This is a genomic window from Paenibacillus phytorum (assembly GCF_013141715.1).
GTDB classification, from domain to species: domain Bacteria; phylum Bacillota; class Bacilli; order Paenibacillales; family NBRC-103111; genus Paenibacillus_E; species Paenibacillus_E phytorum.
Window position 1 is genome coordinate 32,261 of record NZ_WHOA01000206.1, and the last position, 25,217, is coordinate 57,477.

A 25,217-nucleotide genomic window follows, 5' to 3' on the forward strand; every position below is an offset into this window, starting at 1 on the left:
ATCTATGCAGAAAAACGTCCCCCTTGGGACGTCGCAGTTAATGCCAAATGATAGTGATATTGACTTAATCTCACAAACGAAATATAATCTCCTGCCGCACAATTCGAATCTCGTCTCCATCCTTCAACGGGTAGGACTGATAAGCAACTAATGGTTCGCCATTTAAATAGGTCCCATTCGTTGATCCTGTATCTTTAATCACATAACCCTCTTCATTCTTAATTATTTCAGCATGTATTCTGGAAGCTCCCGCTTCGTCCAAAACATAATCGACCTTCAAACTGGCATCGCCTCTGCCCATTGTAAAATGATCGTTATTCAGTGGAGCAGTTTTAGTAGTGCCTTCGATTTGCCATTCAATCCTGGCTCCTAACGGTTGATTCATTAGCCGGCCAAGGAAAACCGTAGCGTTTGGCTTTTTGTGAGTGAGCAAGGTCGTATGCATATGTAAATTTTGATAATAATTTTGGATATTGGTCGATTCAGGTGATGGTGCTTCTAGCTTTGGATCCTGCTGCTTTTCTACAACCGGGAAGATGGGCAGGTTAGCATCATTGCTTCCTTTTGTGTATCGTAGAAAGCGCGGTAATCCTAAAAATCGAATAACAAACCAAACAGTCATGAGTAGAATCGAGATTCCTGAGGTTATTTGCAAAGTACCTGTAGATGGGTAAGTTAAATAATTCTGCCAAAGAAACGCGGTTAGCAAAATAACAACTGCAAGGACTATCGTTCGTGACCGTCCCGATAAAGTGATAAAGGAAACCGGACTTCCCTGTCCTTCATTCATTTTCGGAACACTATTGGGCTGCAGTAACTCTTCATTTGATGTGTCTATCCGAACTTGCTGCTGATCTTCACCCCTCTTCCAAAGCGGCTTAGGCAAACCGTTTTCTTTTACAGGAGGCATTTGCGTGCTTGGACGAATTTCTGGAACTTGCTCGTTGTCATGACTAGAAGTCAGATATGCTGCTTGCACAAGTGGTTGTTCATCCATTAGAGCAAGCAGTTTCTCCTTGTACCCTTGCAGGCTTTGTACCTGCGCTAATGTCTCCATCCACGAAAGCACCACGCTCCTCTCATCATCGTTCGATTTCTGTGAGAGTTGTTTCATCAGAGACTCAAGCGAGTTGAAGACGGATTCTTCATCATTCATAGGTTCCAGCGGCACATAAGTCAGATATACGTCCGACCAATCACTGCCAATGAAGATGAAATTATCTTTCAAAACGTATCCAGATTCAGAAAGCATGTAATTTTTACTTTCTCCTAATGCACAAACAATTGCATACATGAGCTTTGCAAAATGCTGCTTAGACAATCCCTCCACTTTCAGAACGTGGGCCAGCATTCGTTTAGCCGACAATTTATACAGTAAACTGATACGTAAATCCACCTCTTGTATTTCTAGCGGTAGAAGGTTCGGTACATCGTTGGCTTCAAGCATCCTGACCTGCAAAGTCGAGAGATTCTTTGAATCCAATCCATCCTCTTTATACAACACCATATAATGACCATGTCGATATACAAATTCATAACGAAGTCCAAATACTTCTTGCGTCATGGATTCACCTCTCTCATAAAAACGAATAATACCAAGTCAATGCAACGCCAGGTACAACTGCATACATAAACGGAAATTTCATGTTTTTTTGATGTTTCATGCCTAGCAAACTGCCCATGTCTTGACATACAACAATAGAAACTAGCCATGTGGCAAGTTTATGACCTGTTTTTATCATTTGTTTACGAATAAGGAGCAAAATAAGTCCGATAACACCTGCACATAAAATGGCATAAAGCATCGATTGAAGGACGAATGTAAATCCCATTATCGCCCCAATTGCAGCAAAAAGCTTCACATCACCTGCACCTAGAGCACCGAAGAAATAAAGCAAAAGAAGAGCCGTAAAACCAGTAATTGCACCAATCACAGCAAAAAACACACCACTCCAACCCTCCGTGCATGCGTGGAATATGAAGCCAATCATTGTTCCACAGAAAGTAACCTTGTTTGGGATCAGTGATTTACGTGCATCTATCACAAATGCAATGGCTATAAGAATAAATAAGATCAAATGAATCAAAGGAAAAAGGTCCCTCCTAAAGTTTTCTTAACGTTATTAGGCGCCTACCCATGCCCGCTCAACAGCCTTTTTCTTTAATATTATCGTGTGACTTATAAAAGGCAGCGGAAGCTTGTAGGTCATTTGAGCTTCTATTCCAAAAAAAGCATTGCCACCGCTTTCCATACTCGGGAGGGTCACAGAAATGACCTTAAATTTCTCTTTCTTCATGATTGTTTGATTGCAAAATGCATAAACAATCGGTGTGAAAGCAGCGTGAATGCGCGGTTTAACTTGACTTTCGTAAAGCTCGTCCAGTTCTTCTTGAGCCTTCCCCTCTCCTAACTCACGCTTTTCTTTTTCCCATTTAACAAGCTCCAGGAGTGAATTCGGAATGTAAGCGGCGTATTCATCAGCCAGATTCTCAGTGTTCTTCACTTGATCTCGAGCCGTTTGCACACGATCTACAACTGAACTCAACATTTCAGCAGCACGGCTCTGATCGAATTTCGATTTGGCTTCTTGGACAAGAAGCCGTACAGGGTATAATTGACCGGCAACCGACTTTGTTGCCTCCGAAACCCCGGCTTGCAGCTCTATTTCTAAAACGGCAATCTGAATACATATGATCAGACCAATCACAAAAGCTAAAAAGAAGGGGAGCACCAAAGAAGCCTCAAGCACCATGCCGCCTTTTTGCTCTCGATGAAACTTTCGAAGCATGAACAGCCCCCTTTTCTTCAATAAGCTACAGCTGAAGTACTGTTGAACTGGCAGCGATTCCCTTGTACTTTACACCCTAATATCCCAGTTCCATCTAGCAGCTTCATGATTTGCGGGATAAACCACAACCTCACTTCGCTTGATCCGTTTCCCTGAATATACGTCGTTTCTTGAACCAAATCCTTACCTGTTTCCAGTTCGATAAGCGCCTGCATTCTAGCCATAAGTTTCGTATTATTACTGTGTAAGAGTAAAAAAATGCGTAAATAGTCTTTGTACGTCAAACTTAAAGCTGATGTAGTGATTTTCGCAGATAACTCTACTGATTCACCTTTTGTTAATTTATTCATGTCTTGAAAAGCTTCCAGCGCGCCTTCCGCGGCAGCAGCCAAGAGCACAAGTAAGGGGGAGCCTATACCGAGCAGCTCTTTTTTCGGATCCAGGAGTGCCTCGACTGTGCGGATCGCCATACGGAATGCAAACATTTCCGCATATGCGGACGAAATATTAGCCCCGCAGGAAGAAAATCCATATAACAGATACTCCACCTCTTGATTTGCCAACTTATGCGAACCTGGATCCACCAGCTCGTTGGACAATTTGGGCTGACCCGCAGGGTCTTTTTCCAATCCATATGTTCGGTAATTAAATTTCGTAAGGGCAAATTCATTCACATAAAGCTCATTTCTCATTGATTCCGCCGCGTTATTAAACGCCTCAAGCATCCCCATCGCTTTTAAGCTAACAGGTTCTGGTTTCTCTAAATCATAAGCAACCTCGTTGCCGATCATTGTATCCTGAGCATTAGCTTCCCGATACTTTTGGTACAATCCTCTCTCACCCGCTGCTTGTCCGGTGTCCCCCTGTAGGCGGTTGTATAGGTCAGTTTCACTACTTTGAGTATTCGGCAAGCTGCAAGAACCGATTGATTGTTTCGCTTGATCCAAGATGGCTTGAATCTTGTTTTTTTGCTGACGCTTATTCGTTGCCGTTGCCTCATTTTTGTCCATTCTTGTCTTTTCCAAAACACTTTGCTGTTTATTGAATTCACTAGATTCAGAAAAGTAAGCATTATTCGCTAGGTTTGCTCTGCTTGTATTATCAGACGTGTATAGATATACGGAGTCAATAACTTCTTGGAACGAAGTAAATAACGCTGTTATGCTGGCTATAGCTGTCTGATATCTGTAGAAATAATCATCACCCATAACAGGAACATTTTGAAACACATCATAGGCACCAGAGGTTCCACCTTGTGTTCCACTTCCCGAACTTTGAGCTATCCCATTTAACTTCGTACGTATCTCATCATTTCGCTGCTTTGCTAATCGTAGAGCTGGTTCAATTGATTGCTGTAATAGCTGGATTTCTCTTCCGTTAGCCGGCACCTCCAGCTTCGTAGCAGCTAGGAGAGCTGCGTATTTAATGATCAGTTGCAACAACGCTTCTAGCTCATTTAACTTCTGGGCGAAGACCTGTGCCTGAGACCCTAATACTTGTTTAGAAGCTGCGAGGGATTGTATGCTCGCCACTGCGCCAGGTCCAGCTTGGCTTAGCGCTGCTATTGACATATCCAGATCCCGTATGGAATCTTGAATGGATCTCAACTGATTTTTCACTTCTACGATTTCGCTTCTCACTTCATCTGCTGTATGAATGCCGATTTGGGCAGCTAATTCGCCTAATTCGGTGATGCGTTTTTGATAATAAGCATGATATTTCGATATTTTTTCATTCAGCTCTTCACTGCTCTGCCAAGCTTCATCTAGCGCGCTTTCTCTTTGATCAAGGAGTTTCTCAATCTCAGCCGCTTCTTTCGAAAACTGAGACCCAAGGTGAAAAGGGGCTTTCGTCCCGCTTTTCCGAAACTTATCGGTAATCTCAAGTGTATACTCGATCGGAGCCTTGATCTTCATATCCTCCAGCACCTGCCGCTCAAAAATCGTATGACTTGCCAAGGTATACACCGGGGTAACACGCATGCCATTCTCTACTGGTCTTGTATCCACATAATGAAATGCTCCTGGCGACACTTGACCTGACAAATTGCTTGCAAAAACCTTCCGGAATAACGCCTCCGTTTCTTCCTGCGAAATGCCAAGACCATAGAGTCCCATCGCTTGCAGCTGTGAATCGTAAGCTGACATAACCGATCGCGCCGCAGCTTTGACCGCTGATTCCGTCTCTTTTTCAGCTAGCTTAATTCTTGCGAAATCAATGAGTACAGCTTGAAATAAGAAAATGGGCACAATGATGAGAATCAGATAGACAGACACTGCGCCTCTCTCTGAACGAACGAATTTCCTCAAAAACTCCCCCCTTTCTAATTATGGATGACAACTACAATGCCTTTGCGCTCCAGCTCCTTGCGAAATGAATTAGATGGCATTCCTTTTCCGCTGGCATCTTTTTTGAAAAAGTGCCACACGATGCCCTTTACTTGTGTTCTTTGATCAAGGAGCTCTATATCCTTAGGCATTTGCTCGGTGCGAAGCTGAAATTCCGTCATATTGTAAAAAGCCTGATGACCAATGCCTCGAGCATCCAGCGCATCGATCGTTCTGCTTTTTCCTGATGTTGTCGTCAAAATGACCTCTGTACCCCCAACCAGTGATTTCAAATATGCCGCGGCTTGACGCTCTGATTGGATCGACACACTAGGACCAGACAAGATATCCTGAATAGGTTCTACGAGTGCCTCTCTCGCCTTTTGAGGGGAAATTCGGCCTTTGATCACTTTGAAATAAGTACGTGTAATATCCGTTAATCGAATAAGTTCAACAGGCTCTACAACATGTGAAACAGCCCTGCCAGTTGTGTGCTCAGAATCCAACCATCTCTTTAGCTGCTTCGGCATAAGAAACGACTTTGTCAATTTCACCTCAACCTGATGGTCAAAAAGATAGTTAGCGTATTTTGCAGTTCCCGTCACTCCCTTAGGTAGTAATGCTGAGGATTTGGTAAGTTTTTTCTCCACGTGACCACTAGCCCTGCCCGAGGGAATAATGACTTCTGTTGTGCCACTACCACTCAGTATTCCGAATAAATCTGTCACACTATCATTTGTAAGTCTCCAATATAGGCCATCTGTTTCACTGGGGTTATAGTTTCCTGTTACCAAATCTTTGTGGCTGTTATTCCAACTAAAGGCAAGACGCTCTGCCGCAGTCCTCGCAAGCTGCTGAACAAATACGTTCTGATACGCATACATACCCACAAAAAGAAGCGTAACCGTACAAAATAGAATCAGCGGAAATACAAGAGAAGCTTCTAAAGTAAAGCTTCCTTCCTCATTAACACGGAGACTCTGTAAACGCCTATGGCGCACAGCTAGTTGTTGGACTAGGCGCACAAGGAACAACCGCGCTGTTGTCTTTCAAATCAGAGTTGGCATCCCCAATTAACTTCTGGAACCACGAGACGATCCATTTTCTGAAAATGATAGCTATAGCTACAAGCACAGCAACGATCAATAAAATCTCCAAAGTACCTAATCCTTCTTCATCTTCCCAAAACTGTTTCAGCCAATCTAACGCCGTTTTCATCTCTACATACCTCCATTATTGTTTCATCATAAGTAAAGCTGGGGCCGCAACAATGACCATCACGACAACGAAAATGAGCACCATGGGAAATACAAGCTTCGATGATGCTTCTTCACCTAATGTTCGTGACACCGACTTCCTTCTTTGCCAAAGATCCAACGAAAGTGCGTGAAGCGCAACAACAAAATCGCTACCGCCTCGCTTATAGTTCAGCAGTAGAGTAGAAGTAAACAAGGACACTTCATGAAGGGCACAGCGTTTGCTGAAATCCTCCATTACTTTTGCAAAAGATACATTCATCTCCAACTCATGAACGGCTTGTGCCAGTTCTTTATACAGTGGGGTTTGTGCTTTGTGCGGTCGGGTCTCTACACAGCGTATCCATGCTCGATTTACGGTCTCTCCTGCGTTTACGAGCAGCACGATTGTACTCAATATTTCAGGCAATTCAAGGATCATCAGCTGCTGCTTCTTGCGGATTTTCGCATCTAAATCACGTACCATGATCAAGGGAATAATGGCAGTTGCTAGCAAACCAAACCCGAACAGAGAACTATCTCCTCCGGCCAGAACGGATAACAGAGTTAGGATTACTAAGCATAAAGTCGATGCTGAGATAAGCTCAGCGAGAAACCATTTACTTCCATGTGCAGCGAAGCTTCTTCCATGCAGTGTGATTAATTTATGATGTACTTTTGCCGTAAAATCGGGTAATTTTTCCATCAAATTAAGCTTGTCTATGAGCAAGTAGCTATAAGGCAATATCAGCTTCATTTGGAACGGATAAGGGTGAGCCTTGATAATCTCAGCATATTGCACTCGCCCCCAAAGGAATAATAGGATACAAACGGCAATCTGAGTAATAAATACAATCGTGATCCACATGCTACACCTTGATATTCATGATTTTTTGAGTGAGTATATAGCAAGCACCAAGCAGCACCAAGCTCGCTGACATGATAAGTACACCGCTGCCCGAATAAAGAGGAACCATGTATTCCGGAGAAGAGAACGCTAGCACGGCAACAATGACGATCGGCGCAAAGAGCAGCACCCTCGATTCAAAACGTTTCTGTGCGATCATCACGGAAATATCCTGAGAAATTTCAAGCTTTTCGGCAATCACCGTAGCCGTTCGTTTCATGACCTCCACCAAATTGCCACCAGTCCGCTTACAAGTTAAGAAAACGTCTGTGAAGCTTCTTACATCTTCTAAATGACTGCGATCCGCCAAATTTTTCAACGCAGTTTCAATGGGCTCCCCATTCTCTACTTTTCGGCAGATAATACTAAATTCAACGACGATCAGGCAAGCGGGGTCTGGATACAGCATTTTCAGATCCTCTAATGCCTCCCTAAACGCTGTTTCAATCGACTTTCCCACTGTCATGGAGGAGGATAGGCAGCTTAGTGCTTGTTTAAACTGTACATACAATTTGTTTTTACGTAATTGAATTAATTGCTGCTTACGTATACGAGGAAAAGCGAAGCCTATCGCAGCCAATGATGCTGCAAGAACGAAGCTTTTGTAGAAAATGTAGCCTACAATGAACGCTGGTAAGGCAAGCATCAGGATAGCACTTACTTTTTCCTTGGAGGTTAGCTGATAGTGGTTGTAGTCGATCAAATGGTTAATTCTGGATAGTTGCAAGTTGGGCTGAGATTCAGCTCTCTTAGATGATCCTTTTCTTCGTTCCAAATACAATAGAAAAAACCAGCTGAAAACTCCACAAATGAGGAGAAGCAACAAAATCTTCATCCTGCATCACGCTCTTCCTGAACCTGTATAAACCAATCTGGCAGCTTCTTGCCTGCCATTCGAATTTTGTGCATGTTTTGCAGTCGGTTTCCGGTATATGCGAGCTCACCAATAACCTTGCGGTCCATCGTTTCCCCTTTTTCATTAAAAATGAATAGCGGGTGCAATTGGACTTCGCCATCATTTACACCTAACACCTCATGAATTTCTGTTACTCTTCGAGTACGGTCACGAATTCTGCTTACATGAACCATAACATCCAGCGCTGAGGCAATTTGCTTGCGAATGACGTCCACTGGAAGTGGGGCTCCACTAAGCACCATCGTCTCTAATCGGCTGAGCATATCCACGGATGTGTTCGCATGCCCAGTGCTGAGAGAACCGTCATGACCGGTATTCATTGCAGATAGCATATCTAGTGCCTCAGCCCCACGAACCTCCCCAACAATAATTCGATTGGGACGCATGCGCAGGGAAGAACGAATGAGCTCTCGAATTGTAATTTCTCCTTTCCCTTCGGTATTGGCATTTCTGGTTTCCATTCTCACCAAATTAGGTACAGTTTGTATCTGAAGCTCAGCAGAATCTTCGATCGTAATGATGCGTTCGTGCGGGGGAATCCAAGCACTTAGTGCATTTAGAAATGTCGTCTTCCCTGAACCTGTTCCGCCACCAATAAAGACATTAAAACCTGATTCAACCATCACTCGCAGGACTTCTGCTGCCTCCTCCGATATACTTCCCATGCCAATCAGATCCGCCATTAGCAGGGGCTTTTCTGGGAACTTACGAATCGTTAATGTGGGACCACTCAGGGAAGCTGGCGGAAGTACAATATTGACCCTCGACCCATCAGGCAGACGCGCATCGACAATTGGCGTTGCTTGATTCACAATCCGGTTCACTTTAGAAACAATCATCTGAATGAGATCCTCTAGCTTCTCTGCACTTTCCAAAGGATACGGATATCGCTCAACAGCGCCCTTCCTTTCGAAAAAGATGCACTCGTGCCCATTGACCATTATCTCTGTCACGGATGGATCGTCGATCAGCGGTTGAAGGATATCCAAGCCCCGAAATGAATCAAAAATTCGCTTTACTAGAGCCTGCATTTCGCTCGAAGTCCAACCGTGCTCTCCTGCTGCGCTGAAAACGGACTCCTCAATAAGTTCAATTAATGTGACATCGCTGACCGTACTGGAAAGATCAATCCTCTCCTTAATCTGCTGTTTCAATGTGAGAAACAACTCATGTTTCATGAAGCAGCAGTCCCCTCCCTATCCGAAGAAGAATATCCTTTTCCTATTTGTATAGCCGTAAACATGTCATACGTCTGTTCTGAAAATAAGCCAGAGTGCCAGATCTGTTCTGGGGTGCTTAAAACTTTCCACTCGGGGATATACGGAAGCTTATACGTTATTTCCTTGCCCAAAACTGAGATATCATTCGTTTGCTTGCCCGTATATTTATTGATTACGAACTGTACATTCTGCATGGAACCCATTTGCTTCTGGAGTGCCTCTGTTTTATATAAATCATTCAAATCGTCCCGCACAATCCAGATGATATGATCACTGACATCCAAACTTTTTACAATTCTCGGATGCACTGTAGCTTCTAAATCAACAATGATAAAGTCATACTCGTTCAACGAGATCAATGATTCAATAAGCAGACGGACATGCTCACCGCTCATTTCTTGCATCTCCCTGATTTGATCTTTGGGAGTCAGATAATCGATACGCAGCCTAGAATCGTGGGATTTGAGCAGCTGCAGCTTAGGTCCCAATAACTCAGGCGTGCTTTTCATGTAGTATAGAAGCTGTGAAAATCGTCCTAAATCCCCCTGAAGCCATTGAGAGGCTGAACTGACCAACTCCAGGCTGAGATAAAAAACCTGTTCCCCACGAAAAGACAACTGCTTCGCCAAATGAACGGCGGTCATTGTTTTCCCACAATTCCCGCTGCTGCTGTAGACAGATAGAACTCTAGTTCTTTTCGTCCCAGGACCCACATCAAATCTATGCTTTTCCGTATAAAAAGCCTGAAGGCGCGAAATTAATTGGTGCAGGGATTGAAAACGGTATAAGAACGGAATCTTCGTCTCCGCTTCTTTGGAATTTGCAATCGTTTCACTCAAAATCATTTTGCATAAGGATGTACTCCGATTCATCAACTGGGGATAGTACGCCTCGGATAGCAATAAAACACCTTCTAATTGCTGATTCTCAAGTAACTCAATGACCAATTCTATTTTCGAAAAAAGCCTCACTTGAATTCTCTCAACGAAATCAGAAGACCGTATGAAGGCAGCAAGTCTCTCTGCGTAAACGATGTCATCATCTAAGACATAAAGTTGAATTTTATTCATTCCTACCTCCCTTTTCTTATTTCATTCATGAAACATTGGCATACACGCCACTGGCGATTAAGACAAAGCTAATAACCGTAAGCACAATGGCAATACGAATGGTCGTCTCAACCTTCATGCATCAGCCTCCTTCGCGATTCGGAGAAAACAAAAAAAGCACGCGCCGATTGAGGAGATAAGATCTCCACGATCAGCGGTGCTTCCGCTTGTCCGATTTAATTTATCCAAATTGTACCACATTTTAAAAGAAAATCAATCCCTTTTATTCCCAAGGGTATTTCATCGTGAAGAAGCTTGCCAGTTTCTTACTTTCAACTCTTCGTAGACGTCTCATTTCTGCTCGGTGTGGCGCCGATTCATGCAGCTTCTTCTCTTCTTCCGTTTCTGGAACCACATCTGGAACTTCAACCGGAACTTTATTGTCATCGAGTGCTACGAATGTCAGGAAAGAGGTTGCGGCAATTTTTCTTGCCCCTGTTTTCAAATCTTCAGTTACGACTTTGACGAAAACCTCCATCGAGCTTTTGCCTGTCCATGTCACGAATGACTCCAAGCAAACCGAGTCTGACGTATGTATGGGCGACAAAAAGTCAACAGAATCTGTTGAGGCTGTCACGACAGACCTCCGGCAATGTTTATGTGCCGCAATCGATGCAATGTCATCAATATAGGACATCAATTTCCCACCAAACAGCGTGTTGTGATTATTTACATCGGTCGGAAAAATTCGTGACGTCTTGAAGCATCTGGATTCTCTAGCAAAGCGTTGTTCCATATGTATGGCCCCCTCTATCTGCATCTAAATGAAATATGAATCATCATAACACAATTAAGGTCGTTTGGTTATAACTTGAGAATCAATTTACAAATTTATTAAAGGGGCTAACTATGCTTTTTGAATCGTGAGAATAATGATTTACTCCCCTTCAAACTACTTTTTCTGATCGTATCTGCCGGCAGAATTTCTCTAAGTAAAGGGGTCAGAGCATCTTTCAACTTCTCCAAAACATCGGTTTGATCTTGAATACATTCCCCTTTCCAAACTGCACGCATGACTTCAACACGCGGAATTTCAGGTAGGGTGCATAACGGTGCTTCCGGAAGCGAATCTACCCACTCATTCCGGAAATGTCCCGGCATCGTGCCGTTCGCCACATAATGCACCTTTTTACCACGCTGCTGATACGTATCAAATCGATTGAAATGTACTCTTGAACTTGGGCGATTACACTTTCCTGGAGAGGCGTCTACAACTACAATGATCTCATCCGCACTATGACAAATTTCTTGAACGGAAGGATCTTCCCAATGCGTGGAGATGTCCCAGATGACGATCGGTTTTTTTATCGTATGTAGAAGTTTGAAGGAATCCGCAGGATGCCATGAGCTTTGAAACCCCTCTGGATGAAGGGGGACCCATGTTGTAAAACCGTTGGTCCATGATGAAATCGTTGCAGACGTTCGGTCACTAATAAGATTAGACGCGAATTGGTAATCCTTGGGAGCCTTGCTATCGCCGTAAAGGAGCATATACAAATCAGGTTCAATTGTTGGCTGCTCAACTAGTGCGTTTGGAATGTGCATGGAATGAAGAATTCTTGCCAGTGTAATCGCCATGAATGTCGTACCTACACCAGCAAATAAACCGCCAATAACAATTAATTTATCAGTTGTTGAAGTGGTATATGATGTGTGCAGATTTAGAGCTTCTGGGGCTGCTGCTGATTCGGAATAGATGGAACGAAGTCTCATTTTTACTTCCATGGCAGTTTGACAACGGTTTTGCGGGTGCTCTTGCAGGAGTAGTCGTACGGTGGAGGTTAAAGCTTCTGGTAATTCTGGACGTATCTGTTCCAACGGTTTTTGGGTGATATACGCATATTGGCCGCCCGATAATAAGTAATACAACATGGAGCCGAGTGTAAATAAATCAGTACGTGCATCGGTTTGTAAGCCCAAGAATTGCTCGGGAGCTGCAAAGCCAATCGTACCCATTTGCATGGTATCGGATTGTTTACCGTGTTTGAAGTGTCGGGCAACGCCAAAATCGATTAATCGAACTTGGTTCTGCTCATTCAACATCACATTGGAAGGCTTGAGATCGCGGTAAATAATCGGACGAGGTTGAAACGTGTGCAAATAGTGAAGTAAATCGCATAGCTGAAAGGCCATATGAACAATTTTCGCAACGGGAAGCTCGCGGCCCTTTTCTTCGAATAAATCTTGCAACGTTGGCCCTTGAATATAATCCATTACCAAGAAGCCTTTTCCATCCTCGGTTGTAAAATAATCAACTAACTGCGGCAGCTGTGGGTGCTGGAGCCTAGCGAGCATTTCCGCTTCTTCCAGGAAGAGAGTCATATCATCGGCTTCTAAAGGCAAACATTCTTTCACTGCCCATTTCTTCCCTTTCAGCTTCAAATCTTCTGCTAAATAAACATGGCTCATTCCACCTTGACCGAGCAAATCTCCAATTCGATATCTTCCTCCAATACATGTTCCAATCCAGCTTTGTTTACTCATCAATAAATAAATGACCCCCTTATCAGGTAAGATTTACCTTGATTATAAGAGGGTCTTCTTTAAAAATCTACATTTTTTTCCACATTCTACGTCTTTTGCAAATAAAGTGTCAATTCTTCTCGATTGTGAAACAATTGTTTGGCTTTAAGCAGAAATAGCGTCGGCTCCAAAATCTTCAAAATATCTCGAACCGTTTGGAACGGTTTTTTGTGCATGAGTTTGACCGTAATGATTGCCGTTCCCCCACTTTGTAAGGAATAGAGCAAATCAGCGACTAAACGACCCATTTGGCGTGGGTCCCAGCTCATATCACAGACGAGCAAATCAAACTCATTTTCCCGCAGCTTTACTTCGCCAGCATTTTTCTTAAGAATCGTGAGAAGACGGTTACCTTGAAGTCTGGGACTCATGGATGCAGGGTCAATAGCCGTGACACGCAAGCCACGCTCCAAAAGTAACGATGTCCATCCACCAGGGGCTGCACCAATATCTAGTGCCGTACGAGCAACACTGAAATCAATACCGAATCGCTGTTCTGCTTCCAAAAGCTTGAATTTGGCACGCGAGATTTGATCCTCTTCCTTCATAAATCGGATCGCACCGCCTGACCAATCCGACAAATTGTCGGCAGGCTTGGATAGCCCCACGAATAGCTTCTTGGCGCTAACATACACGGAAATGATTTGATCCGCATACCGAACTACGGGTTCTGCCTGAATCTCTGAAACCAATATTTCATCTAAAGCTGCCTTGACGGTGAAAGGTGCATAAGGTACATCCGCCCGCTCTTCTTTGCGCACTTGGGTGGCTATTTTCTCGCCTGAACTAATAAGCCCTGAAATAATGGCTTCTCTTAGCCAAGCCTTGAGATGTTCGATATCCGCATCCGTTCGGCTCAAATCCCAATCTTGACTCACAGGCTGAACATGCCTAAGAAACATAGGCTCCTGTTCTTTAAGCGTTGTGATCGTATCATCTGTACCCCCAGGCACTTCGAATAAAAACACCTCTGTCGGCACCAACAAAGTAAACTTAGTTAATGGAAATAATTTACGAATTTCATCTTGTGCATATTGAGCGAACCCGTGATTTGAGGTACCAATATATGTCGTTAAATGTGTCATAGCCGCATCCTTTATGTAATCTACTATCTTGATTCAATAACCTTAATCCATGGTCGTTCTTGGAACCATTCCAACGTGATTTCGATCCCAAAAGCTCGATGAATATGTTCCGGAGTCAGTACCTCTTCTTTGCGCCCTGCAGCAATGATTTCACCTTGTTCAATGATAGCAACATGTGTAAATAAAGGGATTATTTCTTCGATATGATGCGTCACATATACGACCGTAATGTTTTGCTTGCTGAGGTCGTTGACATCTGTAAGAAAACGTTCTCTCTCGTATAAATCTAGACCAGCCGCTGGTTCGTCCATAATGAGAATGGAAGGCTTCATCATGAGCGATCTGGCAAGCATGACTTTTTTACGTTCTCCTTGCGAAAGACTTCCTAAAGGCTGATGAGCCAAATGAGGAATGCGAACACGCTCCAACATGACTAGAGCACGATCTTTCACCTCTTGCGGTATTTCCTGATAAAACCGTAAATAGGCATATTCACCAGTAGCGACAACCTCGAGGACAGGGTCACTCAGGTTCAATTTTTCGAATAAAGACTGTGAAATATAGCCGATTTTTTTGCGAACTTCCCTCACATCACATTGACCATATCGATTGCCCAGCACGTCTACCGTTCCCCGACTCGGGAACTCGTATCCATTCATCATTTCAAGCAATGTTGTCTTTCCTGAACCATTACGGCCTAACAATACCCAGTGTTCACCTGGCTGAATGTGTACATTCACATCCTGTAAAATATGACGTTCTTCTCTAATAAAATGAATACCGGATAAATGGATCATTTGCGGTCGATTCCTTTCTGACTACGGCTCACTCTTATAAGTCCCTTGTGCAATCTGCATGAGCAAATCGTCAGGAATTCGGTGAGGGTATAGACTCATCCCTTCGGGCTTGGCCGTGTAAAGCTCTTGGTACATTGCCGTACAAGCCGAGGGACTGGAAGTATGAATATAAATTGTTTTGGGAAATTTACGCTGTTGAGTCAACCAAGTGACGACGTCCATGCCAGTCTCCATCGTAGTCCAACCCAAATCATGATCTAACGATAAAATATCAACTTCAAACTCTTGAAGCAGTAAAATGCATTCTTTGACATCTTTGGCTAAAGTAAATCCTTGGGGACAAGGGCGCAAGTCATCTAAGTATACATGAATCATGATCGGATTTCCTTCCCTGTTCATGATGGAATGCAATCAAGTACTAGTAACCAAAGATTTCACCAGTGCAATTTCCTGAGCATGTGTACCGTCACTGCCTGAACCTGTTTCAAGAACGATTGGAATTTGCTTCAAAAAGGAAGAACTTAGCATCTGCTGTATATTCTCTCGGCCAATATAACCAGCCCCAATATTCGCATGGCGGTCTCGACGGGAACCATAAGGATGGACGGAGTCATTCAAATGAACAGCCTTCAGATGCGGGAAATAGTCAAGCTGTTTCCCCTTGGTCTCAAGCTCTAACCAATTATGCCCTTGCCATAAACCACTTGCAAATGCATGACACGTATCCATGCAAAATCCAATCTTATCTGGAGTTTCACTAAGTTTGCGCACTTGAACCATTTCTTCCATGGTTAGACCAAGCTGAGCACCTTCCCCTGCTTGATTCTCGAGCAAAATCAAAGAAGAACCCTCATATCCCTGAGCAGCGCTATTCAAACATTGTATTATATTTTTATAGCCTTGTAACGGGTCTTTTCCAATATATTTTCCAAAGTGTACCACTAATCCTACCGAACCGCAGGCATCCGTAATTTCCAAACCATTCCTCAATAGCATTATCATATGCTCGCGTTCAGCCTCATCAGCTGCAGGGTTCAGGGGATACGGAGCATGCCCAATCGACAAAATGCCGTGTTCCCGGCAAAATTGTGCGCATGCGCTTGTATCTCTTTGATTAATTAATTTGGTAGAAAGACTGCGCGGGTTCATGGGAAAGTATTGAAATGCATTAGCACCTATAGACAGAGCGGTTTTGGCCGCACCTAAATAGCCGCCACGCGTACTAACATGAGCGCCAATAAACATTATGAATCAGCCCTTTCACGCTTGACAATTAGCACAGTAGAAGCATTTGCGACTCGAAACTTCTGCCTTGATTAGTGGATGTCCACAGCGCAGACAAGGCTCCCCTTCTCGATCATATACACGACACTTAGCATCGAACTGCCCCGTCAAACGGTCCCCAATAAACAGAGGCTCGTCTATATATCCACCGAATTGAATAGCTTCAAGAAGAACCGAGCGCACGGCTTGAAATAAGCGATTTTGCTCTTCTTCTGTCAGTGAAGACAGCTTACGAAGAGGTAGAATGCCCGCATAAAAGCAGATCTCATCCGAATAGCAGTTCCCGATCCCCGAAAGAAACGATTGGTCAACAAAGGATAATTTCAAGTTGCTTTTCTTACTTTTCAACACCTGCTGGAATTGTGTAAAAGTAAACCTGGAATCCAGTGGCTCAGGCCCAAGCTTGCTTAAAAGTAAATCGACCTCAGGCAGTGTGTGCATGTGCAAATATCCTAACCGCAAACCGATGAAATATAAGTGCTTCGCGCCAAAATGGATCACAACCTGCGTTGTCCGGTCCGGCTTCTCATCCTCCGTGCCATAGAACATCCAACCACCAAGCATTAAATGCAATAACAAAACTTCACCTGATTCCAGATGAAACAGCAAATGTTTAGCTCTGCGATCTATTCGTACAATACGGTTTCCGGTTAGCTTTCGAATGAAACTATCCGGCTCCACATTTAATGATTTCGGACGCGTAACTTCCGCCCCTGTGATTGGCGCACCTTGGATCAATCGCGTCAACTGCTGACGATACGTTTCCATCTCTGGAAGTTCGGGCATGGCACACTCTCCTTGCCGTTTTCTTCCTTGTATATCCAAATGACTGGGAATGTAAACGGAACTACCTTCAAAACATAGAGGGTCCTTCGTCTTGAAATTCAAAAATAAGAGCCCCTTGAGACCCTTATTTCAATCAAAATGATATTAAAATGAGTATTAGCAGTCTTTAGGGACTTCTATTACTCTGGAATGCTATCAAAACTGGTGAAAATGCGTAAATTAGGAGCCTCTAGAAGCTTCTATTTCTTGATTCATTGATGAAAAATGAAATTTAGCAGTCTTAGAAGCTCTTATCTAACTACTCACAAGGATTCTGAGGATTGACATCCATCCTCTTTAAATTAGGCCTTCACTAACGTAAATCGGCTTTACTTTGCGTGTTTTGGTTTTCGTTGTCGATGTGTTATTACTCTTCAAAGCAGGAGATGTCATCTCAAACGAATGACTTTCCGTTTTCCTCAACTTACCTTTCAATCGGCGGATTCGTTTCTCCAGTGCTTCCTCGACCTCGTTTTGCCTTTTATCTCCACGATGAAGCGAACGGCGGCGCCAGAGCTTCGCCCAAGCCTCCTCAGCGTAAAATATCGCCTGAGCAAAGTTCTTCTCTCGATGCTCATAATACATCGCTAGCTCCAAATAAGGCTCCAAATGAAGCGCAATGCTCGCGTTTTTGATAACAATCCAGCGTTTCCATAATTCAACTGCGTGAAGATACTCACCATTCTTCTTGTAAAAGGCAGCCAATAGAAGAATGGCTGATTCTTGATCAGCTGGATTAGATGATTCCAGATCATTCATTAACCTAGCAAATAATATATCGAAGTAATTCTCTGAAATTGCAGAACGGCCCATTTTGTCTAGCCATACACCTGTTCGGAACAGTTCTTCTAGTTCGAGTTCGGGATCAAGTTCAATTTCTCCACTCACTAGTTTGCCGAAATGTATGGCAAGTGCAGCTAAAGTAACGATATCGTGCTCATTATGAACGAACACACCTTCAAGTACGGATGGATTTTTCTCCGCCAAATATTGAAAATATAAAGCGGGTGCCATGGACCCCGGTACATCATCTACTCGCTCAAAACCTAGTCTGCTCTCTTCAACTTTGCTCAGACGGCAAGATGGCAGCGTGTTTCGCCACAAGCTTCGCGAGGGGTAAAGGAGATCAAGCTGAAACAGCTTCGCATCGTCAAATTGGAGTCGATTAAGAACATACCGATTCTTTAGAATAGGCCAATCGAACGTTCGGCCATTGTAGGAAATGATATGCGTGAAGCGGTCGAGCAGTTCTTGCAAGTAAACAAGCATAGCATGCTCTTCCGCTGGGTTGCGAATCAAGAGCTGTTCTACCGTGAACAGCTCACCGGTATAAAAGCCGATGCCGACCATGAACGGCACGTTGCCGCTACCTATGCCGAGTCCGGTCGTTTCGGTGTCGAAGAAGAGCAGCTCTTCGAGCCGGACGACGGCGTCACGGTCGTGAAAGCAGGACAGCTGCTGCGCAACATCGGCCAGCTCACGCAGCCGATACTTGCCGTGCACGCTGTCCGCGCCGTACATACGGCGCCGCATGACGAACGAGCCCGCCGGGCTCGTTTCTACATGGGCGCCGAGCTGCGCCCACTCGCCTTCTGGCACAGACAGGGTCGGCGGTGCTGCCTGAGCCGCCGCAGGTCCCCGCAGGCGGCCCAGCCTCTCACGGAGCCCGCTCATCGGGCACCGCCTTCGAGCTGCGGAACAACCCGAATGTCCATCGGATCGCACATCAAATACAGCGGAACCAGATGCGACAACCGAATAGGACCGGAACATATGTCCCCATTCTTTTTCAAACGGATTTTTATGTAGTAGGCTACAGAACCACGCATTTATAATCCCTCCATTAAAAGAAGGGATTTTTTCTTTGCGTCCATCCCTTCTATTTCAGTTCCAATACATGAAGGGCAGCCATCTTCACAGGGGCATTTTCGAATTAAGTTTCTGGCTGCTTCTTTTATTTCGTCGAATCGTTTATATACGTCTTCCGCTAATCCGATACCGCCGGGGTAATGGTCGTATATAAATATCGTAGGCAGCTGCGAATGTTCTGCCCTTATTTGTGAAACTACGTGAATGTCGCTACGGTCGCACATGACAAGAATGGGTACGATATGCCTTATTACATTGGATATTCCCATTAATAGCTGCTCTAGTGTTTTTGTTTCTAAAGCCGGGTCAACCTCATTTATTTCTACCCAGGTCGCGCTGGTATGCAGTTCTTCTTCGGGAAGCTTAATCGGACCGTATCCAATATTTTCGAAACTGGTCAAACGGATTTTTTTAAACATGGTTGCCATAACATTTACTGCAGCGTCGCCGTAATGAATTGACGTTGTTCGCCTTTTTCCCGTTCGGTCTATAGATAAGACTTTTAGCTTTACTGCCAGGTTCGCGTCGGTGTAATACTCTACATCGACTTCCCGTACGTATGCCTTCTTATGTTCCCAGTCTAATTTTTCTACTTGAAACTGTACTCCCTCATGTAGATAGATAGCTTCGTCGTGCAAAAGGGTCATGGCGCTATATCTGTCCATCTCGCCAATAATTTTTACATTCGCTACATCTGACTGATCGATAATGACTACATTTTCCTGCGCTGCGGATCGAAGACTTACTTCATGGGCAGGAAATGACTGACTGGCCCAGTAAAACGAATCCCCAGCATGAGTAAGTACCCTTTCTTCTACTAAGTATTCCAATATGTCGGTTATCTCCAATGGACCGAATTCTTCCCCAATTTTCACAGGAAGTTCATACGCTGCACATCGTAAATGATCTACCAGGATTAATAAATTTTCCGGGTTAATTCTTGCTGATTCCGGGGAACGTTCGAAAAAGTATTCGGGATTTAAGACGAGATACTGGTCTATAGGGGTATTGCTGGCTACCATAACGACCAGGGCTTCCCCATGCCGTCTTCCAGCCCGGCCTGCTTGCTGCCATGTACTGGCGACGCTCCCCGGATACCCCGACATGATACAGACTTGCAGCTGCCCAATGTCTACCCCAAGTTCTAAAGCATTCGTACTAACTACGCCTAAAATCTCCCCGTTCCTTAATCCTCTTTCAATTTCCCGGCGCTGATTCGGTAAGTAGCCGCCCCGGTATCCCCTAATGGATTTGGCCCCTAGTTCATTTTTTACTAGTTGTTGTAGGTGACTTAGTATTAACTCAACTCTTACCCGACTGCGGGCAAAAACAATGGTCTGTACTTTATTTGATAAAAATTCTTTGGCTAACTGGTTTACTTCTACTGTTGCGCTTTTCCGAATGTTTAACGACTTATTTACAATTGGCGGGTTATAGAAAACAAAATGCTTCCTTCCCCTTGGTGCGCCGTTATCGTCAATTAGCCGCATAGGCTTTCCTGTAAGCTGTTCAGCTAGTTCCTTCGGATTTGCTATAGTTGCAGACGTGCAAATGAAAAGTGGATTGCTGCCGTAAAATTTACAGATTCGTTGTAATCTACGTATAACATTTGCTACATGGCTGCCGAAAACGCCCCTGTACGTATGTAGTTCGTCAATGACAATGTATTTAAGATTACTAAATAAACTGACCCATTTCGTATGATGGGGAAGGATTGCGGAATGTAACATATCTGGGTTAGTAATTACAATATGCCCTACTGTTCTTACAAGCTGCCTAATTGCTGGGGCAGTATCGCCGTCATATGTAAAGCTTTTAATATCAATGCCCATTTCAGTAATGATTTCGTTTAATTCGCTTTTTTGGTCTTGCGCCAGGGCTTTGGTTGGGAATAGGTAAAGCGCACGGCTTCCGTCGTCTTCGGCTACTGCCTGTAATACAGGAAGGTTATAACAAAGTGTTTTACCCGAAGCAGTTGGAGTAACAGCAACAATATTTTCACCTTTACGTACAGTTTCATAAGCTGTGTGCTGGTGAGTGTATAACTGTTCTATTCCTCTTTGAGCTAATGCGGCCTTTATTCTTAGGTCTACGCTTTCAGGCATTGAACGGGTCTTTGCTTCTTGCGGTTCAACTTCATGCCAATTAACTATATTTTCATTACTTTTTAATCCTTGTATTAAATCCGATAGGGATTTTTTTCTTATCATATTTTCACCACTCCGCATAGAACGATTGTTCCCCTATTATAAACGTCTCACACAAAATAAAAAAGCCCCATTTATTTACTAGGGCCTCTTTAATACGTTCATATGTCTACATGAGATCGGATGAATCATCATAATCATACCGAATTCCTTCATGTTCTATAGTTGCCAGTTGAGCATTGACAGAGAGAGCTTGTATCGCATTCTCTTGCATTTTGAGCAAAACTTCATGATAATCTCTTGAACGATGCTCTTCCCTATCATGTTTCATCGCTGTTCTTAGCGCTCTTTCAATGATAATAACATCATGACTAGTAATATTCACGGTTTCTCGCACCTCTTCTTGGTCCTTCATTTCATAACAACTAGTTTTGCCATAATCATGAAAAACCATACCGTTCAAGGGAATATCCAGAAACTCGTAATCCACTTTGAAATCAGGTAATATTAGTAAGATTACAAAATAAGGAGGAATTCATAATGACAACTTCTTTACCTGCTGAAGTCGAATCCAATCGTCAACCTGACCACGAAATAAACCCTCAATTCCTAACACGTTGGTCGCCCCGCTCCTTTACCGATCAAGAAGTGACAGAAGATGTTCTCCTTAGTCTTTTTGAAGCCGCTAGGTGGGCACCTTCCGGAAGCAACTTGCAGCCATGGCGCTTCATTATTGCCCGTACACCCGAGCAAAGAGCCAAATTCCACAACTTCATTATGCCAGGCAACCGAGAATGGTGTGAAAAAGCTCCCGTCCTCACCCTTGTCATTTCACATACCAAAACGCCAAAAGGCGGCGATAACCCAAGTCACGCGTTCGATGCTGGTACAGCTTGGGGCTACCTCGCTCTAGAAGCCAACAATCAAGGTCTTATCACTCACGCTATGGGCGGATTCGATCGGAATCAAGCCCGTGAAGCCCTTCAAATCCCTGAAGAGTACGATATTCATGCAGTGATCGCCATTGGTTACCGTGGCCCCGTCAACGCACTTGATGAGAAGTTCCAAGAACGCGAAATCCCATCAGGCAGACGAGAGTTAAGCGAGCTTTTATTCGGTGGAGAATTTGGTCAGACCCTTTAAGTTCATGAAAAAAGAACACTTCATCACGAGTGAAATCGTGTCATGAGGTGTTCTTTCATTTTATAAGAATATTCAACTTTATCCATTCATTTTAAATCTATCAAACGTACGGCGGATCCCACGCTTTCTTATCCCAACCGAGCTTATCGCTGACCACGTTCATGTCCCGGTCCAGCATCACGTTGACGCCGAAAGGCAGCTTGCGCTTGTGCCAGAAGCGCACATCGCGCCACTGCACTTCATAACCGTCGTTCTTCTCTTTCCAACACACGTGAATCCGTTGCGCGAAGTGTAAGAAGGCGCGAACGCCATCCGTGGCCATGGTAGCCTGAACAATAGGATGTGAGTCATTCTGATTGTAATCCGCTTTACTGTATTCCTCTTGAATGAATACGCGACCATGTCGGATCTCTCCTAGATAGAAGCATGTGTCACCCTCAAGAACAAACTGCCATTGAAACCAACTTAGGCTCGGAATGAGATGACAGATGCCCTCTGCGAGGTTCAACTCGCTTTTTACAAGCTTAACGAATCGATTGCGCTGCGAGGCTCTTATAGCAATATAGAGGAAGGTTGCCGCATATATCAAAGCGAACATCTCTCCGATATGGCTGCCACTATTTCCATCCCAGATGAACAACCATAGAAGGACACCAAGGCCATGAAGACCAAATAAGAAGGGTTCATAGAGACAGAGGGTGTCGAGATGGAACCATTTCTGCGAAAATGGACGGAAGCACTGGACGCCATACACATTGAACAAATCTAGAAATACGTGGAACACGACAGCTGCAAAAGTCCATAGATATAAGCTAATCAGATGCTCCCACACACCAAACATGGCAGCAAGGGGCAGACTTAGAAGGATGGGCCAAATGAACAAAGCCGGCAACGAATGTGTGATTCCGCGATGTACACGAACGTAATTCGCATATCCTCTCAGACGTGCAAAAGTGTCAAAATCAGGGGCATGCGAACCAATGAGTGTTCCTGCAAGTATGGCATGGGCCAGCGCAGGTTCCTGCGCAACAGCCGGTTCCAAACATGCCAATCCCGCTAACGTGACGCCGAACAATAAGTGGCTTCCTGTGTCCATGTGTCGATCACCAATCCTTTTGGTCGTTGTGTGAGTCATCCTGCTGCTTCCGCGGTCAAATCTATACTTCCGATCACATCGTTACTTGTGTTATCAGCCGTTATTGATGGAACATTCTCCCACCGTTCATGGACATTAAACCAATAAAACCATGCCGAAGGCTGCTCGCGGATAACTCGCTCCATGAACGCATTCAAATGCAAATTTACCTCAGCACGCTCTGAACGTCCTGAACGCTCAAATTGTTTGTGTAAAAGCATTGGAGATCCATAAACTAACCTATGTTTAAACCCTTTGACGCGATACCCGTAGAAAGGCACAACCGGCACATCAAGCTCAAGCGCTAACATGGCTGCACCTTCAGGCGTACGAGTTAGTCGGCCAAATAGCCTGGATAAAGGAAATGTCGGTCTCCAGAAGTCACCGAGGATGAAAATAACCCCGCCGTTCTGTACGTGCTTTTTTAATGTACGATATAGCTCCAACGGGGGGACACTGTCGTAATCTAAGCCGTTACATCCCATAGCGGCGAACTTCATATACAGAGGTTTAAGTTCGGGACTTCCCGCGGAAGCCACCGTTAAGCAATCGAATTTCTGAGTCAAATACCAATAATAGTTGAAAAAATTACCAACATGCGGGGCATAGACAATGAATCCCTTTCCCTTCGCTTGACGCTGTGCGTCCTCCAGATGTTCCTCACCTTGCACGTCAAAGTGATTAGCATGAAGATTTTTCAACCGAGCAGAAAGGAATAGAATTTCATAAAGCGTATACACGACATTTTGAACATAATGCTTGGAGATAGCCTTTAATGAGCTCTTAGGCATTTCACCAAGTAAGTCTATTAAATTGTGTTCCACTCGCTTTAGAAACCCTTTTTGGAAAACCTGATAAAGCGCAATCGCTAACATAGAACAAGCAGCCGACATCATCCATATGGGAAAAACGCGAAGCACTCTCTCGATGCGAAGTAACCTACGTTCATTCAATGTCAGCTTGGAAATCCATTCATACAAGGTAAGTCCTCCTTACCTGCTTAAGTAGTCAGAAAGTGGCGTTTATAACGACGTGTAACCCGATCTTTTTGTAAAATAATAAAGAAATCAACGGTTTCAAACAGCTCATCATATGCCGGGTCTCCGCCAATCTCCGCTCCGAGCCATTGATAGCCTTTCATTAGAGGCGGCAGTTTACGGAATAGTTCTTTTTCGTTGCCATCGATTTCTATGCGAGCAAGGCCAGGGATTCGATGTGTGGCAAGCGGTTCAATACCGAATCGGTCTGTTATCACCTGCTTATGGCGCAGCATCGAGTAGATCAAATTGAGTTCCTCTAAATTGCCCATATGCACACTTGCACAACCAATTAAGTGCGTATAATTCCGCTCGCTAATATATCCAGCAATGCCTTCCCATAGGAGTTGAATCGCTTTTCCACCACGATATTCGGGAGCAATACAGCTCCGTCCAAGCTCCAGCGTTTGACTTTTCAAATCTGAAAAGGCAGTAAGATCAAATTCAGTTTCGGAATAAAATCCGATCCCGCTCAATGCTCGATCCCCAGGCAGCAACCGATAGGTACCGATCACTTGCTCGGTTTCGATATCTTTCACAATGAGATGATCACAGTAAGCATCGTAGACGTCTCTCTCAAGCCCCTGCTCATTCAGCATCCTCATATTCTTCTCTTCCTCGACGAAAACTTGATACCTAAGTCGCATAGCCTGCTCAATCTCTTGTGCGCTGCTTGCAAGCCTAACCGACAGCTTGGCATGCTGGGGCGCCGTATTCAGAAGTGGTCCACTCATCTTCCTCACGCCTTTCAACTGGAGTCTTATAACTCAAGGTTAGCAGAGGATTATTAAGTGTTCGTTTTCGTGTTATTAAGAATTTGTAATATTTCGTGAATGACTCACCACTTTCTATATTTTTGGATGTAAAAA

Annotated in this window: 25 protein-coding genes; 1 reads left to right on the forward strand and 24 read right to left on the reverse strand. The window is 44.1% G+C overall.

All coding sequences use genetic code 11. From position 1 onward, the window contains the following. Positions 1-70: 70 nt before the first annotated feature. The 21 genes from GC098_RS29690 to GC098_RS29790 all read right to left on the reverse strand — a co-directional run bounded on the left by GC098_RS29690 (position 71) and on the right by GC098_RS29790 (position 21,496). On the reverse strand, positions 71-1,564 hold the full coding sequence (locus GC098_RS29690) for a DUF6382 domain-containing protein (RefSeq protein ID WP_171647027.1): 1,494 nt from the start codon (positions 1,562-1,564) through the stop codon (positions 71-73). A gap of 13 nt (positions 1,565-1,577) precedes the next feature. Beyond that, complete coding sequence (locus tag GC098_RS29695) at positions 1,578-2,087, reverse strand: A24 family peptidase (RefSeq protein WP_171647029.1); 510 nt, start codon at positions 2,085-2,087, stop codon at positions 1,578-1,580. 36 nt (positions 2,088-2,123) lie between these two features. Further along, the gene (locus GC098_RS29700; protein ID WP_171647031.1) at positions 2,124-2,789 is read right to left on the reverse strand and encodes a TadE/TadG family type IV pilus assembly protein; all 666 of its coding nucleotides are present in this window, start codon (positions 2,787-2,789) and stop codon (positions 2,124-2,126) included. Positions 2,790-2,806: 17 nt separating this feature from the next. Then, complete coding sequence (locus GC098_RS29705) at positions 2,807-5,098, reverse strand: hypothetical protein (RefSeq protein ID WP_171647032.1); 2,292 nt, start codon at positions 5,096-5,098, stop codon at positions 2,807-2,809. Between the two features lie 14 nt (positions 5,099-5,112). Next, positions 5,113-6,117, reverse strand: coding sequence for a TadE/TadG family type IV pilus assembly protein (locus GC098_RS29710; RefSeq protein ID WP_171647034.1), 1,005 nt, complete (start codon positions 6,115-6,117; stop codon positions 5,113-5,115). Continuing rightward, complete coding sequence (locus GC098_RS29715; RefSeq protein ID WP_171647036.1) at positions 6,107-6,334, reverse strand: Flp1 family type IVb pilin; 228 nt, start codon at positions 6,332-6,334, stop codon at positions 6,107-6,109. The genes GC098_RS29710 and GC098_RS29715 overlap by 11 nt, the downstream gene beginning before the upstream one ends. A gap of 15 nt (positions 6,335-6,349) precedes the next feature. Next, on the reverse strand, positions 6,350-7,219 hold the full coding sequence (locus tag GC098_RS29720; protein WP_171647038.1) for a type II secretion system F family protein: 870 nt from the start codon (positions 7,217-7,219) through the stop codon (positions 6,350-6,352). A gap of 1 nt (position 7,220) precedes the next feature. Further along, positions 7,221-7,985, reverse strand: a complete 765-nt coding sequence (locus GC098_RS29725; protein WP_171647040.1) for a type II secretion system F family protein — start codon at positions 7,983-7,985, stop codon at positions 7,221-7,223. 104 nt (positions 7,986-8,089) lie between these two features. Beyond that, positions 8,090-9,352, reverse strand: a complete 1,263-nt coding sequence (locus GC098_RS29730) for a TadA family conjugal transfer-associated ATPase (RefSeq protein WP_171647042.1) — start codon at positions 9,350-9,352, stop codon at positions 8,090-8,092. Continuing rightward, complete coding sequence (locus GC098_RS29735; RefSeq protein WP_171647044.1) at positions 9,349-10,464, reverse strand: nucleotide-binding protein; 1,116 nt, start codon at positions 10,462-10,464, stop codon at positions 9,349-9,351. Before GC098_RS29735 ends, GC098_RS29730 begins: the two co-directional genes overlap by 4 nt. A gap of 262 nt (positions 10,465-10,726) precedes the next feature. Next, positions 10,727-11,239, reverse strand: coding sequence for an acyl-CoA thioesterase (locus GC098_RS29740; protein WP_057302375.1), 513 nt, complete (start codon positions 11,237-11,239; stop codon positions 10,727-10,729). A gap of 107 nt (positions 11,240-11,346) precedes the next feature. Next, entirely contained in the window at positions 11,347-12,987 is a 1,641-nt protein-coding gene (locus tag GC098_RS29745) for a serine/threonine protein kinase (RefSeq protein ID WP_171647046.1), read from the reverse strand. An 86-nt stretch (positions 12,988-13,073) separates the two neighbouring features. Beyond that, positions 13,074-14,111, reverse strand: coding sequence for an SAM-dependent methyltransferase (locus GC098_RS29750; protein ID WP_171647048.1), 1,038 nt, complete (start codon positions 14,109-14,111; stop codon positions 13,074-13,076). A gap of 23 nt (positions 14,112-14,134) precedes the next feature. After that, complete coding sequence (locus tag GC098_RS29755; protein ID WP_057302372.1) at positions 14,135-14,908, reverse strand: ABC transporter ATP-binding protein; 774 nt, start codon at positions 14,906-14,908, stop codon at positions 14,135-14,137. Between the two features lie 21 nt (positions 14,909-14,929). Next, positions 14,930-15,307, reverse strand: a complete 378-nt coding sequence (locus tag GC098_RS29760) for a cyclic-phosphate processing receiver domain-containing protein (protein ID WP_246359047.1) — start codon at positions 15,305-15,307, stop codon at positions 14,930-14,932. A 12-nt stretch (positions 15,308-15,319) separates the two neighbouring features. Further along, complete coding sequence (locus GC098_RS29765; protein WP_171647050.1) at positions 15,320-16,153, reverse strand: deoxyribonuclease IV; 834 nt, start codon at positions 16,151-16,153, stop codon at positions 15,320-15,322. Positions 16,154-16,168: 15 nt separating this feature from the next. Then, positions 16,169-16,978 carry a bifunctional DNA-formamidopyrimidine glycosylase/DNA-(apurinic or apyrimidinic site) lyase gene (gene mutM, locus GC098_RS29770; protein ID WP_171647052.1) on the reverse strand — a complete coding sequence of 270 codons (810 nt, stop codon included), beginning with the start codon at positions 16,976-16,978 and terminating at the stop codon, positions 16,169-16,171. A 336-nt stretch (positions 16,979-17,314) separates the two neighbouring features. Further along, positions 17,315-18,691, reverse strand: a complete 1,377-nt coding sequence (locus GC098_RS29775) for a ribonuclease H-like domain-containing protein (RefSeq protein WP_171647054.1) — start codon at positions 18,689-18,691, stop codon at positions 17,315-17,317. Further along, complete coding sequence (locus tag GC098_RS29780) at positions 18,688-18,846, reverse strand: hypothetical protein (RefSeq protein WP_171647056.1); 159 nt, start codon at positions 18,844-18,846, stop codon at positions 18,688-18,690. Before GC098_RS29780 ends, GC098_RS29775 begins: the two co-directional genes overlap by 4 nt. Then, positions 18,847-21,093, reverse strand: a complete 2,247-nt coding sequence (locus tag GC098_RS29785; protein WP_171647083.1) for a DEAD/DEAH box helicase — start codon at positions 21,091-21,093, stop codon at positions 18,847-18,849. It lies immediately after the preceding gene. Between the two features lie 109 nt (positions 21,094-21,202). Next, a complete protein-coding gene (locus GC098_RS29790; protein ID WP_171647058.1) occupies positions 21,203-21,496 on the reverse strand; it encodes a hypothetical protein in 294 nt (97 codons plus the stop codon). Between the two features lie 77 nt (positions 21,497-21,573). On the opposite strand from GC098_RS29790, the gene GC098_RS29795 reads away from it, so the two are divergent. After that, the gene (locus tag GC098_RS29795) at positions 21,574-22,176 is read left to right on the forward strand and encodes a nitroreductase family protein (protein WP_171647060.1); all 603 of its coding nucleotides are present in this window, start codon (positions 21,574-21,576) and stop codon (positions 22,174-22,176) included. 100 nt (positions 22,177-22,276) lie between these two features. On the opposite strand, the gene GC098_RS29800 is transcribed toward GC098_RS29795, so the two are convergent. The 3 genes from GC098_RS29800 to GC098_RS29810 are packed head-to-tail and all read right to left on the reverse strand — an operon-like array spanning position 22,277 to position 25,082. Then, complete coding sequence (locus GC098_RS29800; protein ID WP_171647062.1) at positions 22,277-23,272, reverse strand: metal-dependent hydrolase; 996 nt, start codon at positions 23,270-23,272, stop codon at positions 22,277-22,279. Positions 23,273-23,307: 35 nt separating this feature from the next. Further along, positions 23,308-24,291 (reverse strand): lysophospholipid acyltransferase family protein, encoded by a 984-nt coding sequence (locus GC098_RS29805; protein WP_171647063.1) that lies wholly within the window; start codon positions 24,289-24,291, stop codon positions 23,308-23,310. A 20-nt stretch (positions 24,292-24,311) separates the two neighbouring features. Beyond that, positions 24,312-25,082 (reverse strand): GNAT family N-acetyltransferase, encoded by a 771-nt coding sequence (locus GC098_RS29810; RefSeq protein ID WP_171647064.1) that lies wholly within the window; start codon positions 25,080-25,082, stop codon positions 24,312-24,314. Positions 25,083-25,217: the final 135 nt, after the last annotated feature.